Below are 17557 nucleotides of genomic sequence, written 5' to 3'. Positions count from 1 at the left end.
GCGTTCCCCCGCAGTCGTCTTTTTATATATGAGTGTTACGCTGTAACCCAAGCCTCGTCAGCTGGATTTTTACGCCACTCTTGTAATTTTTTCGTTTCAGCTTGTCCGATCATACCTTTTTCTGCTGCAACTTCAGTTAATGCACTGTAATCACTTAAAGAATATGATGCTACGTTTGCTGCTTCTAGTTTCTCTTTTCCTGACTCAAGCTCGTATGTGAAGATTGATACGATTCCTAATACTTCACAGCCAGCTTCGCGAAGTGCTTCTACACATGTAATTGCACTACCGCCAGTTGAAATTAAGTCTTCTACTACTACTACTTTTTGACCTTTTTCAGCTTTTCCTTCGATTTGGTTCCCTTTACCGTGACCTTTTGCTTTACTACGTACGTAGCACATCGGTAAATCCATACGATCGCTTACCCATGCAGCGTGCGCAATACCAGCAGTTGCTGTTCCTGCAATAACTTCTACAGTTGGGAAGTGCTCTTTAATTAACTCTTCTAATCCAGCTGCAATCGCTTGGCGTACTTTTGGATAAGATAAAGTTAAACGATTATCACAATAAATTGGTGATTTCATACCAGAAGACCAAGTAAATGGATCATTCGGCTGTAAAAATACTGCTCCAATTTCTAATAAATGCGATGCGATTTCTTTTTTCATACTGTTACACCTTCCCACTGTTGTTTTACTGTTTTATACGCTTCAAGCGGATTTTCTGCTTTTGTAATACTACGTCCAACTACGATGTAGCTTGAACCAAGTTCCCTCGCACGTTTCGGTGTTGCTACGCGCACTTGGTCATTTACATCATCGCTTGCAAGACGAATCCCCGGTGTTACTGTTACAAATTCATTTCCGCATACTTCACGTAATTTTGGAACTTCAAGTGTTGAACAAACAACTCCATCAAGTCCACTTTCTTTCGTTAATTTTGCATAATGAGCAACCGCTTCTTCTAACGTTTTCTCAATGCCGATCTCTTTTTTCATCATAGCTTCCGAAGTGCTTGTTAGTTGTGTAACTGCAATACAAATCGGTCTCTCTTTTCCTTCTTGCTTACCTTCCTCTAATCCCTCAATCGCAGCTTTCATCATACTGCTTCCCCCAGCAGCATGAACATTTACCATATCAACATCTAGACTAGCTAGGCTACGCATAGCACTTTTTACTGTATTCGGAATATCATGAAGTTTTAAATCTAGGAAGATCTTATGCCCTTTTTCTTTTAAGTACGTAATAATTGCAGGGCCTTCTTTGTAAAATAACTCCATACCAACTTTGACAAATAACTCTTCCCCTTCAAAGTGGTGTAAGAATTGTTCTACATCTTGTTTCCCTGGAAAATCCAGTGCAACGATTAGCGACTGTGACATGTTTGCTTCCAGCTCCTTCCTTGACATTCCGAAATGTGATCAAATCCTAATTCATCTAGTAATGCAGGTAACTCTTCAATAATTGTTGGACATACGAACGGATCGATAAAGTTCGCTGTCCCTACTGCAACCGCGCTTGCGCCCGCATAGAAGAATTCAATTACATCTTCCGCTGTTTCAATACCACCCATTCCGATAATCGGAATGTTAACCGCTTGACTTACTTCATGTACCATGCGAATTGCTACTGGCTTAATCGCAGGCCCTGATAGTCCGCCCGTACGGTTTGCTAAAATTGGTTTTGCAGTTTTTAAATCTAGACGCATACCAAGCAATGTATTAATCATCGTTAAACCGTCCGCACCCGCATTTTCAATTGCTTTTGCAATTTCCACAATGTTTGCCACGTTCGGTGACAATTTCACATATACCGGTACTTCAGAAACCTCTTTTACTCGCTTCGTTAAATCAGCAGCAATTTCAGGATTTGTACCAAAAGCGATACCACCCGTTTTTACGTTTGGACAAGAAATATTTAATTCTAGCGCATGAACATTAGGTGCCTTTGAAATTGCCTTCGCAACCGCTACGTAATCCTCAGCTTGTGAACCCGCAACGTTTGCAATAATCGGAAGATCAAATTGCTCGAGAAAAGGTAATTCAGAATTCATTACCTTTTCTAATCCAGGATTTTGAAGCCCGATTGCATTTAGCATTCCGCCTGGTGTTTCAGCAACACGAGGCGTTGGGTTTCCATAACGAGGTTGTTCTGTCGTCGCTTTAATCATAATTGATCCAAGTACACTTAAATCATAGAACTGTGCATACTCACGACCAAATCCGAAGCAACCAGATGCTGGGATGATTGGATTTTTTAATGATAACCCTGGTAATTCAACTTGCAATCTGTTCATAGTACAACCTCCCCGATTGGAAATACTGGTCCGTCGCTACACACCTTCTTGTAAGAATGTCCACTCGGATCTGCTTGCAAATGGCATACACATGCGAAACATGCTCCGATACCACAGCCCATACGTTCTTCTAATGAAATGTAGGCTTTTCTCTCCTTATAGCGTCCTTCTAATGCACGAAGCATCGCTAAAGGTCCACATGAGTAGAGAATGTCAAAGTCAATTCCATAGCTATCGATTACATCTGTTACAAACCCTTGTGTACCATGTGTACCATCAACTGTTGCAACATACGTATCACCAAGTTCTGCGAATTTCTCTTCATAGAAGACAACATCTTTCGTTTGGAAACCTAAGATGTGAATAACGCGTACTCCTTTTGCTACAAGACGCTGTGACAATTCATATAGTGGTGGTACACCAATTCCCCCACCAACTAATAGAGCCGTTTGTCCAGATTCCGCTTCTTCTACAGGAAATCCATGACCAAGTGGTCCTAAAACATCTACAAGTTCACCTTGTTTTCTTTTCGCTAATGTTTTTGTCCCTTGTCCTTCCGCACGATATAGCATTGTAAATTCGTTCTTGTCTTGATCGACATTACAAATACTAATTGGGCGGCGCAGAAGGGGCGTAATGCCCTCTGCTACCTTAATGTGTACAAACTGCCCTGGATCGTTCATTTGCTGCACTAAATCCCCTTGAAGCACTAATTCGTAAATATTTTTTGCGATTTCTTTTTGGTTAACGACGATCATATTTTGCTTTTGCATCATGCATGTACCACCTCGTGACGCTTCGTTTGCGTAATTTCTTTCATTGAATGAGCTGAGAATGTCATAGATTCTAATACTCTCAAGATTGCTCTCGTTGTATCAAGTGATGTTAAGCAAGCCACACCATTTTCTACTGATTCACGGCGAATGCGGAAACCATCACGCGCTGGTTGTTTTCCTTTTGTTAATGTATTGATTACAAACTGCGCTTTCCCTTGACGGATAATATCAAGTAAGTTGTAGTCTTCAGAATCAATTTTGTTTACAACTTGCACCGGAATGTTTTGTTCTGTTAGCGATTGTGCTGTTCCTGCTGTTGCTAATAAGTTATAGCCGATTTCATGGAAGCGTTTTGCAATTTCCAGCGCTTCTTCTTTATCTTTATCCGCTACAGTGATGATTACTGATCCGTGCGTTGGAATATTAATTCCTGAAGCAACAAGTCCTTTATATAATGCTTTTTCAAGCGTTAAATCTTTACCCATTACTTCCCCTGTTGATTTCATTTCAGGCCCTAATGTTGTATCAACTGAGCGTAGTTTCGCAAATGAGAATACCGGTGCTTTTACATACACTTCCTTCTCTTCTGGGTGATAGCCAGTTCCATATCCTTGTTCTACAAGGTTTTGACCTAAAATAACTTTCGTTGCGATATTTGCCATCGGTACGCCTGTAATTTTACTTAAGAATGGTACTGTACGGCTCGCACGTGGATTTACTTCAATTACATACACTTCATCTTTGAATACTACAAACTGAATGTTTAGTAATCCAACAATGTTTAAACCTTTTCCAAGCCCAATTGTATGTTCAATAATTTGTTCTTTTAGTTTTTCAGATAAGCTCTGTGGTGGATATACTCCAATTGAATCCCCAGAGTGAACTCCAGCGCGTTCGATATGTTCCATAATACCTGGAATGAATACATTCTCACCGTCTGAAATTGCATCTACTTCAATTTCTTTACCAACCATATAACGGTCGATTAATACTGGGTGATCTGCGTGAACTTTAACCGCATTTTTCATGTAGTGCAGCAGTTCTTCTTGACGGTATACGATTTCCATCGCGCGTCCACCTAGTACGTAAGATGGTCTTACTAATACTGGGTAACCAATTTTGTCAGCGATTGCTACCGCTTGCTCTACAGTCGTTGCTGTTTTACCAACTGGTTGCGGGATACCAAGCTTTGTTAAAGCTGCTTCAAACTTATCACGATCTTCTGCACGGTCTAAATCTTCAAGTGATGTTCCTAAAATTTTCACACCGTGTGCTTCTAATTTAGCCGCTAAGTTAATTGCCGTTTGTCCACCGAATTGGACGATAACACCTTCTGGCTTTTCTAAATCGATAATGTGCATTACATCTTCGATTGTTAATGGTTCAAAGTATAATTTGTCAGAAATACTGAAGTCTGTTGAAACTGTTTCTGGATTGTTATTAACAATGATTGCCTCATATCCCGCTTCTTTAATTGCCCATACAGAGTGAACTGTTGCATAGTCAAACTCAACACCTTGACCAATACGGATTGGACCAGATCCTAGAACTACTACACTCTTACGATCTGTTCTAACCGATTCATTCTCGTCACCATATGTGCTGTAGTAGTATGGTGTTGCAGATTCAAACTCTGCAGCACAAGTATCTACCATTTTATAAACAGGAGTTATATTGCTTTCTTTGCGCATATCGTAAATTTCACGCTCTGTTTTGTTCCAAGCATTAGCGATGTAATGGTCACTGAAGCCCATTTCTTTCGCTGATTGTAATACTTCCATATTTCCTACATTTTCTTTTACTTCGCGTTCCATGTTTACGATATTTTCAACTTTTTGTAAGAAGAAGAAGTCCATTTCACACCAATCGTTGATTGCTTCTTTCGTTACACCTTGACGAATTGCTTCCGCTACAATAAACAGTCGCTCATCATCAGCTTTTATAATACGCTTTTTCATAGTTTCTTTATCAAGCTCTTTTAAGTGGTCTAACTCTAGGTGATAAACGCCAAGTTCTAAAGAACGAATCGCTTTTAATAATGATTGCTCTAAGTTACGTCCGATTGACATAACTTCACCAGTTGCCTTCATTTGTGTACCAAGTGTTCTGTTTGCTGATTCAAACTTATCAAATGGCCAGCGCGGAATTTTTGAAACAACATAGTCTAATGCTGGTTCGAAACAAGCGTATGTTTTTTGTGTTACTGGATTTATAATTTCATCTAATGTTAAACCGACTGCAATTTTTGCCGCTAGCTTCGCAATTGGATATCCAGTTGCTTTAGATGCTAGTGCAGATGAACGACTTACACGCGGGTTTACTTCGATTACATAGTATTGGAAGCTATGTGGATCAAGTGCAAGCTGAACGTTACATCCACCTTCAATTCCTAATGCACGAATAATTCTTAATGAAGTGTTTCGTAACATTTGATACTCACGGTCACTTAATGTTTGGCTCGGTGCTACAACGATAGAATCACCTGTGTGAACCCCGACCGGATCGATATTTTCCATGTTACATACTACAATCGCGTTATCATTCGAATCGCGCATTACTTCATATTCAATTTCCTTACAACCAGCAATACTCTTTTCTAATAAACATTGTGTTACTGGACTATGTTTTAATCCACCTGATACGATTTCAATTAGTTCTTCTTCATTATTACAGATTCCGCCACCTGTTCCCCCCATTGTAAATGCTGGGCGAACAATAACTGGATAACCAATTTCTTTTACAAATTCATGCGCTTCTTCCAGCGTATGAATAATCGTGCTAGATGGAATTGGTTCATTTAATTCCTGCATTAATGTACGGAATAAGTCACGATCCTCGGCTTGCTCGATTGCTGATAATTTTGTTCCTAAAATTTCAACTCCGCACTCTTCAAGTATGCCTGATTTCGCAAGTTCAACCGCCATGTTTAGGCCTGTTTGACCACCTAATGTTGGTAGGAGTGCATCTGGACGTTCTTTACGAATGATACGGCTTACGAATTCTAATGTTAATGGTTCTATATATACTTTATCTGCTGTTGCAGTATCTGTCATAATTGTTGCTGGGTTAGAGTTAACAAGGATTACTTTGTAACCTTCTTCTCTAAGAGATTGACAAGCTTGTGTACCAGAGTAATCAAACTCTGCTGCTTGCCCAATTACAATTGGTCCTGATCCGATTACTAAAATTGTGTTAATGTCTAGGCGTTTTGGCATAACTCTTCCCCTTCTTTCTTGAAGTTTTCAATCATTGCTAAGAAATCTTCGAATAAATCATTTGCATCTTCTGGTCCTGCAGAAGCTTCTGGATGGTATTGCACTGTAAATGCTGGGAACTTCGTATGACGAAGACCTTCTACTGTTCCATCATTTAAAGCAACATGTGTAATTTCAAGTTCTGTATTTCCAACTGATTCTTCTTCTACTGCGTAACCATGGTTTTGAGATGTAATTGCTACTTTTCCAGTTGCAAGATTTTTTACTGGATGATTTAAACCACGGTGACCGAATTTTAACTTACTAGTATTCGCACCAGATGCTAGGGCGAACAATTGATGTCCTAAGCAAATCCCGAATAAAGGAACTTTACCAATAATGTCTTTTAACATTTCAATTGCTTCTGGTACATCTTTTGGGTCCCCAGGTCCATTACTTAACATAATTCCATCTGGGCTAAGGCGTAAAATTTCTTCTGCTGTTGTATTGTAAGGTACAACAATTACATCACAATCACGCTTATTTAATTCTCGTAAAATACCATGTTTCATTCCGAAGTCTACAAGTACAACGCGATGTCCACGGCCTGGACTTGGGTATGGATCTTTTGTTGATACGCGTTTCACATGATCTGTAAAGACAGTTGCTTTCAATTGGCTAACGATGTCCTCTACATCCACATCCATATTGCAAAGACGTCCGCGTAAAGTTCCATATTGACGAATTTTTCTTGTTAATTTTCTCGTATCAATTCCTGCTAATCCTGGGATATTTCTTTCTTTCAAGTAATCATTTAATGAAATTTCATTACGGAAGTTTGATGGGTGATCACAAATTTCGTTTACGATTAAACCATTTACAGATGGGTGGATTGACTCAAAATCATCACGGTTAATGCCATAGTTTCCGATTAATGGATACGTAAATGTTACGATTTGACCGCAGTATGATGGATCAGATAAAGTTTCTTGATATCCAGTCATCCCAGTTGTAAATACAACCTCACCTGACTTTTCGATTTCTCCTCCGAAACCTTTTCCAATTAATACTGTTCCATCTTCTAAGATAAGTTGTCTTTTCATACTAATGCACTCTCCTTTTGCCATGCGATCTTACCACCAACGATTGTCATAACCGGCCAACCTTGGCATTTCCAACCTGCGAATGGTGTATTTTTTCCTTTTGATAAGAATGTTGTTGGATCAATTTCTTCTTCTTGTTCTAAATCAATAATTGTAATATCAGCTGTTCTACCTTCTGTTAGGCGCCCTGCTTCTAAACCGAATGTGTCAGCCGGTTTTTCTGTTAAGAATTGAATCAGTTGCTCTAATGTAATGATTCCTTTTTTCACAAGGTTTGTATATAAAAGCGGGAATGCTGTTTCAAAACCAGTAATTCCGAACGGTGCTCTTTCAATCCCTTGTGCTTTCTCTTCTGCAGTATGCGGTGCATGGTCAGTTGCGATCATATCAATTGTTCCATCTAATAGTCCTTCAATTAACGCTGCATGATCTTCTTTTCCTCGAAGCGGTGGATTCATTTTAAAGTTAGGATCAGCCGATGGGATATCATCTTCACATAATACTAAGTGATGCGGTGTTACTTCTGCTGTCACCTTAATTCCAGCACGTTTCGCGTCACGGATTACACGTACAGATCCTTTTGTACTTACGTGACATACGTGGTAGTGACAATTTGCAGCTTCCGCAAGTAAGATGTCCCGGGCAATATGTACGGATTCACATACTGATGGGATACCGTTTAATCCGTGTTTCTCAGAAAACTTCCCTTCATGTACACATCCTTTATTAATAAGTGTGTTCTCTTCACAGTGTGCAACAACTGCCATATTTAATTTCGATGCACGCTTCATTGCAGCTAACATCATGCTTGCATCTTGCACGCCTACGCCATCATCAGTGAAAGCAAACGCTCCAAGTTCTTTTAACGTTTCAAAATCAGTCATTTCAGAACCCGCTTGGCGTACTGTAATTGCTCCATATGGTAATACATTTACATGTGCTTTTTCTTTAATACGCTTTTGCAGGTCTTCCATATGTTCTTTACAATCTGGTACTGGGCGTGTGTTTGGCATTGCGCAAATTGTAGTAAATCCACCTTTTGCTGCTGCAAGTGTTCCTGTTTCAATTGTTTCTTTATGTTCACCACCTGGTTCACGAAGATGAACGTGTACATCTACTAATCCAGGTGCGATTAACTTTCCATTTACATCGATTACTTCAGCATTATCTGCCGTAATATTTTCTGCTACCTTCGCAATTTTACCGTCTTGTACGAGAAGATCTGTTGCTACAATTGTTCCTTCTTCATTCATATAACGACCGTTTTTAAACAAATAATTCATGTTTCATTCCTCCTAATACATTTGGTAATGCGCGTTTTAGTACAGCCATTCTTACGTAGACCCCGTTTTCCATTTGCTTGAATATGCGTGAGCGTTCACACTCGACAAGTTCACTTGCAATTTCAACATCACGGTTTACAGGGGCTGGATGCATAATAATGCTTCCTTCTTTCATACGTTTTTCTCTTTCAACTGTTAACCCATGTTGCTCGTGATATTCTTTCATAATGTCTGTTTCATAATGGTCATGACGCTCATGTTGTACACGAAGTAACATCATCACATCCACTTCTGGAACAAGTTCATCTAAACTCTTGTACGTTCCAAATGTGTTCTCTTCATCTTTCCACTCTTCTGGGCTTGCAAAGTAAATTGTCGCGCCCAGTTTCGTTAATGCTTCTGCATTAGAACGTGCTACTCGGCTATGCCGAACATCCCCAACTATTGCAATCTTCAAACCTTCAAATCTTCCAAACTCTTGTTTAATTGTTAGAAGATCGAGTAGACATTGCGTTGGATGATTTCCACATCCATCTCCAGCGTTCAAGATTGGAATATTCACCTGATCTTTTAATTCATCGAAGTAACGATCTTGCTCATGGCGGATGACTACCGCTTTTGTTCCGATTGATTCTAGTGTTCTTATCGTATCGTATAAAGTTTCTCCTTTTTGTACGCTAGATGCATCTGCGGAAAAGTCTAATACTTCAAGCCCTAATCTCTTCTCAGCAACTTCAAAGCTAAATCTCGTCCTCGTACTATTCTCAAAGAACAAATTCGCAACAAATGTTTGCTCTGTCGTTTTGCTCTCTTTTCCATTCGCGAAATCTTCTGCGTCTTTTAGAATTTCTGAAATTTCTACTTCCGATAATTCACTCATCGTTAACAAATGGCTCATCGTCATCCCTCATCTTTCTGATTTTTATGTTACCACTTTTGTATTTTTATAACAATACCTGTATAAAAACACCCTAGTCGTGTGAGACTAGGGTGCATGAAAGAAGCCACCCTTTCCGGTCTCACAGGACTGAATTAAAAGGTTATTATTATGAAGCAATCCGCTTAGATTGTTTTATTTGTTTCGTTTCCGGTAGTAGTAGATTTAATAGTACACCTACAATTGCTGCTAGCGCCATTCCTTCTACTTGGAACGATTCACCTACGTGCAGTACCGCCCCGCCAATACCGATTACTAGTATTACTGATGCAATCATTAAGTTTCGTTTGTCACTTAAGTCTGTTTTATCATCTACCATCATGCGTAAACCGCTTGATGCGATTACACCGAATAGTAAGATTGATACACCACCCATAACTGGTGTTGGAATCGAATGAATCAGTGCTGAAATTTTCCCGATAAATCCAAACATAATTGCGAACACTGCTGAACCGATGAATAAGTATACACTGTATGCTCTCGTAATTGCTAGCACACCGATGTTTTCACCGTACGTTGTATTCGGTGGTCCACCTATTAGTGATGCGATTAATGTCGCTACCCCATCACCGAATATTGAACGGTGTAAGCCTGGTTTTTCAATTAAATCTCTTTTAATAACATTTCCAAGTACAATTTGATGTCCGATATGTTCTGAAATTGTTACTAGTGCAACTGGTACCATTAAGAGTACAATTTTCCATGAAAACTCCGGAGTGTATGTTACAAACGGTACTGTGAAGTCTGGTATGACAAACCATTTTGCCTCAGCTACTGGCTTTAAATCTACTAGCCCTTGGAAGTAAGCGAATATATACCCGCCGATGATTCCAAGTAGCACTGGTATGATACTGAAAAATCCTCTCCCGAATATGGAGCAAATGATTGTAATTGCTAATGTTACTAATGCTACTGAAAAGTGTGTAATGCTATACTTACCATCCGCACCGTTCATCGCCATATTAACTGCTGTATGTGCTAAAGCTAGACCGATTACCATTACGACTGGACCAACTACGATTGGCGGAAGTAATTTCATAATCCACCCTGATCCTGACTTCTTAATTCCGAGTGAGATTAAGATGTACACAAGTCCTGCAAACAAACCACCGAGCATTGCTGCTCCAGGTCCACCTGCTGTTTTCGCTGTTATAATCGGTGCGATAAAGGCGAATGATGATCCTAGATAGGCAGGTACTTGACCTTTTGTTATAAGAAGAAACGCTAGCGTTCCTAATCCACTTGATATTAATGCTACTGACGGATTCAATCCTGTTAAAAACGGAACAAGCACTGTTGATCCAAACATCGCGAACAAATGTTGTATACTTAAAAATAACCATTTTCCCGGTTTCGGTACTTCATTAACGTCTAACACTGGCTTTTGTTCCATTGTTACATCCTCCTTCAGTTTAATTCTTTGCAATAAAAAAACTCTTTGTGCCTGTGCACAAAGAGTCCTACACTTTCGTATGCCAAATTTGACATATGAAAGCCAAGACCCTTTGGCAGCCTCACAGGACTACATTTAAAAGGGCTTTACTTATCGTATATGCTTACTCGATCTTGTTGATCTGTCTCTTGCAAATCAACTTCGATACGCTCTTCACTAGATGTTGGAATGTTCTTTCCTACATAATCAGCGCGAATTGGTAATTCACGATGACCTCTATCAACAAGAACAGCCAATTGGATTTGTGATGGTCTACCTAAATCCATAAGAGCATCCATTGCTGCTCGAACTGTTCTTCCTGTATATAACACATCATCCACAAGGATAACTTTTTTCTTCGTAATATCTACAGGAATATCAGAACCTTTTACAAGTGGTTCTTTATGTTTCGATTGTAGTGTTAAATCATCACGATACAACGTAATATCTAACTCTCCTACTTCCATCTCTTTTCCTTCAATTTGACCAATTCGTTCTGCCAAACGTTGTGCAATAAAAATTCCACGTGTTTTTATTCCGACAAGAACACAATTATCGACACCTTTATTTCGTTCCACGATTTCATGACTAATTCGTGTTAAAGCGCGGCGAATCATTTGGTCATCTAAAACGACAGCTTTCTCTTGCATGCTCTACACCTCCAAGCTTTTTTTCTTGCGTGAGAGTAATGGTATAAAAAAAAGTCCTCTCAGCGTGTGCGAGAGGACTTTTGAAAAAAGGGTACAACATACCCTAAGTATTTCAAACCGTTACCTTCTCAACCTCACGGGGCTGTGTTAAAGGATCATTATTTAACTGTTGTCAGTATCTCAGTTTTCTTATGATTTGTCAACACTATTTCCGTAAAATATTTAGCGCTTCTTCAAACACTTCTGGAATCGGTGCCTCAAACTCAATATATTCACCAGTACGAGGGTGATCGAAACCTAAAATCCCTGCATGAAGTGCTTGTCCATTCATATCTAATGTTTTCTTCGGACCATACTTTGGATCCCCTGCAAGTGGATAACCAATATATTTCATATGAACACGAATTTGGTGTGTACGTCCCGTTTCTAAGCGGCATTCTACAAGTGTGAAATCCTTAAATCGCTCTAACACTTGGAAATGTGTAACTGCATTCTTACCATTTTCATCAACAGTCATACTTTGACGTTCTTTTTTATCACGACCAATTGGAGCGTCAATTGTTCCTTTATCATGTGGAATTACACCATGTACAATCGCTTTATAGCGTCTTGTTACCGTTTTTGCTACAAGTTGATTTACAAGTGATTCATGCGCCACATCATTTTTAGCAACCATTAATAATCCAGATGTATCCTTATCAATACGGTGCACTATACCAGGACGCATTACACCGTTAATACCTGATAGGTCTGTACAATGATGCATAAGTCCGTTTACAAGCGTACCCTTCGTATGCCCTGGTGCTGGATGTACTACCATGCCACGCGGCTTATTTACAACTAGTACATCGGCATCTTCATAATAAACTTCTAAATTCATATCTTCCGGTTGAATATCTAACTCTTCTGGCTCGGGAATTGTTACTGTAATTTCATCATTTACTTTTACTTTATAATTCCCTTTAACCGACTTCCCATTTACTGTCACAACAGCATCCTTAATCCATTGCTGCACTTGTGAACGTGACCATTCACTGTTTATTTCTGCAACGAATTTATCAATTCGCTCGCTTTTTTGTTCTTCTGCAACTGTTACTTGTACTACTTCACTCATTCAATTACTCCTTCGCTTTCTTTCCTTCTAATACTGTTTGAATAATAATTAATACAACTCCAATACATAATGCTGAGTCAGCTATATTGAATACCGGATAGTTGTACGAGAAAATATACACGTGAATGAAATCCACTACTTCTTGTCTAAATACACGATCAATAAAATTGCCAATTGCTCCGCCTAAAATTAGACCTAATGAAATACCTAGAAGCTTGTCCGTTTTCGCATATTTTTTCATATAAAATACGATAAATGCTACGAAAATGACTGTAATAATGTAGAAAAACCACATTTTATTTTCTAAAATACCCCAGGCAGCTCCTCTATTTCGATGAGATGTTATGTATAATACATTATCGATAATCGGAATGCTCGTACCCAATTCCATGTTCTTTACAATTAGCCACTTCGATATTTGATCGATGGCAATGACAAATAACGCTATTACATAATATATCATTTTCATTTCCCCCACAAAGACAGTGTACCTCAAAATTTTAGCATAGCTGCTACCTTTTCACAATGAACCTTTGTAGAAGAATAAAATAAATTAAAAAAAGGTAACATAATATCGTTGTGCGTATTCATACATTTACCTTTTCATAGAAAAATTCATGAATAGTACGAGCAGTCGGCATTGTTTTCATTTGTTTTGTAGAAATCGCTCTTCCAGTTTCTTCACAAATACCGTACATATCTATTTCCATTTTAAACAATGCACGTTCTACATCTTTTAAATCCTCTTTTATATCATGTAATAGCAATTTTTTCTTTGTCTCTTCCTTTATTTCGTATCCAAGTTCTTGCCCAAATTCCATATAGTATGTGTGCATTGCTTCTTTAGCCAGTCTATCTTGCAACTCTTTTCTCATCAATTGCAATTCTTCTTTTATTTCCATATAAATTTCATTCACGTGTACATTCCTCCCAGCTGCAATGTACAATTAGTGTGTCCGAAATTTCCACGCTTACCTCACACACATTTTTCCTTCATAGGAAAGAGAGTGAAAGTTATTTCGATATATCATCAACAAAAAACTGACTGCTATTATGAGCAGTCAGCTTTTTTTCATTATTTTACATAATTTTCTTTAACAACCGTTGCACAACGCTCACATAATGTTTCATGTTCTGCATCTTTACCAATTGTTTCTGAAACAACCCAACAACGTTCACACGTCTCACCTGTCGCCTGTGCTACAACTACAGCTGTATGCTCATACTTTGGTGCTTCTGTTGGTGCTTCTTCAATTGTACCACCAAGTTTATACTCAGAGACGATGAATAATTGCTTTAAGTCTTCGCTAATAGACTCTAACATAGCCTTCATTTCTGCAGTCGGATATAGCGTAATGCTCGCATTTAATGACTTACCAATTACCTTCTCATTACGAGCTACTTCTAACGCTTTTAAAACGTCATCACGTAATGTCATAAATGCATCCCATTTTGCTCTTAACGCTTCTGAACCCTCTACTTCTGTAGCTTCTGGCATATTAGTTAACTGTACGCTTTCTTCTTCTGCACCAGGAACATATGGCCATACTTCATCAGCTGTATGAGGTAAGATTGGCGTTACAAGTTTCGTTAATGCAATAAGAACATCATATAATACAGTTTGAATTGCACGACGATCCGCGTGATCTGCACCTTCAATGTATAAAATGTCTTTTGCAAAGTCTAAGTAGAATGAACTTAGATCAATTGTACAGAAGTTGTGAATTGCATGATATACAGCAGCAAAGTCATATGTTTCATATGCATCTTTTACTTTTGTAATTAAGTCATTTAACTTCACTAACATGTAACGATCTACTTCACGAAGTTCAGCTACCGCTACTGTATTTTCACTTGGATTAAAATCATCTAAGTTTCCTAATAAGAAACGGAATGTGTTACGGATTTTACGATACACTTCTGCTACTTGTTTTAAAATATCATCTGAAATACGTACATCAGATTGATAGTCAACAGAAGATACCCATAAGCGTAAAATGTCTCCGCCTAATTGATCCATAATTTTCTTCGGTACGACGATGTTTCCAATGGACTTACTCATTTTACGTCCGTCACCATCTAGTACGAAACCATGGCTTAGTACGCCTTTATACGGAGCTTTACCAGTTACAGCAACTGCTGTTGATAATGAAGAGTTAAACCAACCACGATACTGGTCAGATCCTTCTAAATATAAATCAGCTGGACGTTGTAAGTCTTCGCGCTCTTCTAATACCGCTTGGTGAGAAGAACCTGAATCGAACCATACATCCATGATGTCTGTTTCTTTACGGAATTCACCATTTGGACTACCTGTATGTGTAAATCCTTCTGGTAATAAATCTTTCGCTTCACGCTCGAACCATACGTTAGAACCGTGCTCACGGAATAAATCTGCTACATGATTAATTGTTTCATCTGTAATAATTGGATCACCATTTTCTGCATAGAATACAGGAATTGGCACACCCCATGCACGCTGACGAGAAATACACCAGTCACCACGGTCACGAACCATATTATGAAGACGAGTTTCTCCCCATGCTGGTACCCATTTTGTTTCCGCAACAGCTTCTAATAATTCTTTACGGAACGCTTCAATAGATGCAAACCACTGCGCTGTCGCACGGAAAATAATTGGTTTTTTCGTTCTCCAATCATGTGGGTATGAATGCGTAATGAATGTTAGTTTCAGTAACGCGCCTACTTCTTCTAATTTTTCCGTAATTGGCTTGTTAGCTTTATCATAGAATAAGCCTTCAAATCCAGGTGCTTCATTTGTTAATACACCTTTATCATCGACTGGGCAAAGTACTTCTAAGCCATACTTTTTACCAACAACGAAGTCATCTTCCCCGTGTCCTGGTGCTGTATGAACACAACCTGTACCTGCATCTGTTGTTACGTGCTCTCCTAGCATAACTAATGAGTCACGATCGTAGAATGGATGTTTTGCAACTGTATACTCAAGTTCGCTACCTTTTACCGTTTTCACAACTTCAGCATTTTCCCACTCTAACGTTTTTGCAACTGTCTCAAATAGTTCAGAAGCGATGATATATTTCTCATCATTTACTTTCACAATAGCATATTCAAGTTCTGGGTGAACAGAAATACCTAAGTTTGCAGGTAACGTCCAAGGCGTTGTTGTCCAAATAATGTATTTCTCATCACCTTCTAATACGTTCTTTCCATCTTTTACAGGGAATGCTACGTAAATAGATGCTGATTTTTTATCTTGGTATTCAATTTCAGCTTCTGCTAAAGCTGATTCACTCGTTGGAGACCAGTAAACTGGTTTCTGTCCTTTATAGATATAACCTTTTTTCGCCATGTCACCAAACACTTTAATTTGTTGTGCTTCATAAGCTGGCTCTAAAGTAATATATGGATTATCCCAATCTGCACGTACACCTAAACGCTTAAATTGTTCACGTTGACGTTCTACTTGCTCATATGCATACTCTGCGCATAACTTACGGAACTCAGCAACTGTCATTTCTTTACGCTTTACACCTTTATTTGTTAAAGCTTGCTCAATTGGTAAACCGTGTGTATCCCAACCTGGTACATATGGTGCACAGTATCCAGTCATTGATTTAAAACGAACAATAAAGTCTTTTAACACTTTATTTAGTGCGTGTCCCATATGGATATCACCATTTGCATATGGAGGTCCATCATGTAGTACAAATAAAGGACGGCCTTTCGTATGTTCTTGTACCTTTTCATAAATATTCATTTCAGCCCATTTTTCTTGCATTGCAGGCTCACGTTTTGGTAAATTCCCACGCATTGGGAACTCTGTTTTTGGCATTAGTAATGTATTTTTGTACTCCATGCTCAATTCCTCCTTAAATATATAAACGACAGACCTTAAAAAAGGGAATAAAAAAGAGACCTCTCATCCCCAAAAAGGGACGAGAAAGTCTCCCGCGGTACCACCCTAGTAGACCATATACAAATGCATAAGGTCCTCTTTATATTCTTAACGCGAATATACGCCTACGCTTACTAAATTTGTTCAGCGCGGAACTCCAGGGTGATATTCCCATCATCTCCTTATCCTGAGCTTACACCATCCTCAGTTCGCTATATAAGGTATGAAAAAGGTACTTATCCCTATCTTCGTTTTTCTTAATAAATATGTTGTTTAAAATTATATGTAATAATGAGAAAAACGTCAAGCTTACACTGTTTCTTCTTTTTTCAACAGTTCGTCCACTTCGTCTTCTAATTCAATTAGTTTATCCCAATCATCGTTGTTTAACATTTCAAGTTGTGTTTCTAATAACATACGGAAACGAGTTCGGAATACTTTCGCTTGTTTCTTCAACTCTTCAATATCAAAAGCAACTTTTCTTGATTTCACTAACGCTTCATTAATGATACGATCTGCATTTTTTTCTGCTTCACGTACAATTAATTTTGCTTCTTTTTGTGCATTACGCTTCACTTCTTCAGCAGCCTCTTGTGCGACAATGATAGATTTGTTCAGCGTATCTTCAATATTAGAAAAATGATCTAACTTTCCTTCTAATTGTGCAACCTTTTCTTCTAAAGCTTTTTTCTCACGAATGACTAATTCATAATCTTTGATGATTTGATCAAGAAACTCATTTACTTGATCTTCATCGTAGCCACGAAACCCGCGACCAAATTCTTTGTTATGAATATCTAATGGTGTTAACGGCACAACGCCACCTCCAAGTAGTTATCTAAATTTCCTCTTTCAATTATATCTTTTCTTCGACAAAATAAGAGAATTTCCTT

The 17557-nt window shown here is 38.6% G+C and carries 15 protein-coding genes and 1 other annotated feature; all 15 genes read right to left on the bottom strand.

Annotated features, from left to right (window positions below; all coding sequences use genetic code 11):
- Positions 1–35 precede the first annotated feature (35 nt).
- Positions 36–668, bottom strand: coding sequence for an orotate phosphoribosyltransferase (gene pyrE, locus ABH959_RS07490; protein WP_000711455.1), 633 nt, complete (start codon positions 666–668; stop codon positions 36–38).
- A complete protein-coding gene (pyrF, locus tag ABH959_RS07485; protein WP_000083488.1) occupies positions 665–1381 on the bottom strand; it encodes an orotidine-5'-phosphate decarboxylase in 717 nt (238 codons plus the stop codon). Before pyrF ends, pyrE begins: the two co-directional genes overlap by 4 nt.
- Positions 1366–2295 carry a dihydroorotate oxidase B catalytic subunit gene (pyrD, locus tag ABH959_RS07480; protein WP_002088238.1) on the bottom strand — a complete coding sequence of 310 codons (930 nt, stop codon included), beginning with the start codon at positions 2293–2295 and terminating at the stop codon, positions 1366–1368. Before pyrD ends, pyrF begins: the two co-directional genes overlap by 16 nt.
- A complete protein-coding gene (pyrK, locus tag ABH959_RS07475) occupies positions 2292–3071 on the bottom strand; it encodes a dihydroorotate oxidase B electron transfer subunit (RefSeq protein WP_002137972.1) in 780 nt (259 codons plus the stop codon). Before pyrK ends, pyrD begins: the two co-directional genes overlap by 4 nt.
- Positions 3068–6286: a carbamoyl-phosphate synthase large subunit gene (gene carB, locus ABH959_RS07470; protein ID WP_404492412.1), complete on the bottom strand. Its 3219-nt coding sequence runs from the start codon at positions 6284–6286 to the stop codon at positions 3068–3070. Before carB ends, pyrK begins: the two co-directional genes overlap by 4 nt.
- Positions 6271–7368 carry a carbamoyl phosphate synthase small subunit gene (locus ABH959_RS07465; protein ID WP_002121861.1) on the bottom strand — a complete coding sequence of 366 codons (1098 nt, stop codon included), beginning with the start codon at positions 7366–7368 and terminating at the stop codon, positions 6271–6273. The genes carB and ABH959_RS07465 overlap by 16 nt, the downstream gene beginning before the upstream one ends.
- On the bottom strand, positions 7365–8651 hold the full coding sequence (gene pyrC / locus ABH959_RS07460; protein ID WP_033707133.1) for a dihydroorotase: 1287 nt from the start codon (positions 8649–8651) through the stop codon (positions 7365–7367). The genes ABH959_RS07465 and pyrC overlap by 4 nt, the downstream gene beginning before the upstream one ends.
- Positions 8635–9549 (bottom strand): aspartate carbamoyltransferase, encoded by a 915-nt coding sequence (gene pyrB / locus ABH959_RS07455; RefSeq protein ID WP_033707132.1) that lies wholly within the window; start codon positions 9547–9549, stop codon positions 8635–8637. Before pyrB ends, pyrC begins: the two co-directional genes overlap by 17 nt.
- 148 nt (positions 9550–9697) lie before the next feature.
- Positions 9698–10981, bottom strand: coding sequence for a uracil permease (gene uraA, locus ABH959_RS07450; RefSeq protein WP_404492411.1), 1284 nt, complete (start codon positions 10979–10981; stop codon positions 9698–9700).
- A 146-nt stretch (positions 10982–11127) separates the two neighbouring features.
- Positions 11128–11670, bottom strand: a complete 543-nt coding sequence (gene pyrR, locus ABH959_RS07445; protein ID WP_001156489.1) for a bifunctional pyrimidine operon transcriptional regulator/uracil phosphoribosyltransferase — start codon at positions 11668–11670, stop codon at positions 11128–11130.
- A gap of 205 nt (positions 11671–11875) precedes the next feature.
- On the bottom strand, positions 11876–12784 hold the full coding sequence (locus ABH959_RS07440) for an RluA family pseudouridine synthase (RefSeq protein WP_113937196.1): 909 nt from the start codon (positions 12782–12784) through the stop codon (positions 11876–11878).
- 4 nt (positions 12785–12788) lie between these two features.
- Positions 12789–13247: a lipoprotein signal peptidase LspA gene (lspA, locus tag ABH959_RS07435; RefSeq protein ID WP_002128849.1), complete on the bottom strand. Its 459-nt coding sequence runs from the start codon at positions 13245–13247 to the stop codon at positions 12789–12791.
- A gap of 124 nt (positions 13248–13371) precedes the next feature.
- Entirely contained in the window at positions 13372–13701 is a 330-nt protein-coding gene (locus ABH959_RS07430) for a TraR/DksA C4-type zinc finger protein (protein WP_033707130.1), read from the bottom strand.
- Positions 13702–13859: 158 nt separating this feature from the next.
- Positions 13860–16625, bottom strand: coding sequence for an isoleucine--tRNA ligase (ileS2, locus tag ABH959_RS07425; RefSeq protein WP_404492410.1), 2766 nt, complete (start codon positions 16623–16625; stop codon positions 13860–13862).
- Between the two features lie 72 nt (positions 16626–16697).
- Positions 16698–16922 (bottom strand) — a binding site (T-box leader).
- 51 nt (positions 16923–16973) lie between these two features.
- Positions 16974–17480, bottom strand: coding sequence for a septum site-determining protein DivIVA (gene divIVA, locus ABH959_RS07420; protein ID WP_001131609.1), 507 nt, complete (start codon positions 17478–17480; stop codon positions 16974–16976).
- Positions 17481–17557 lie beyond the last annotated feature (77 nt).

Source organism: Bacillus sp. RC51, from assembly GCF_044908115.1.
Classification (GTDB): Bacteria; Bacillota; Bacilli; order Bacillales; family Bacillaceae_G; genus Bacillus_A; species Bacillus_A mycoides.
Note: the sequence above shows the minus strand (reverse complement) of the source record. Positions and strands in the feature narration are given on the sequence as shown.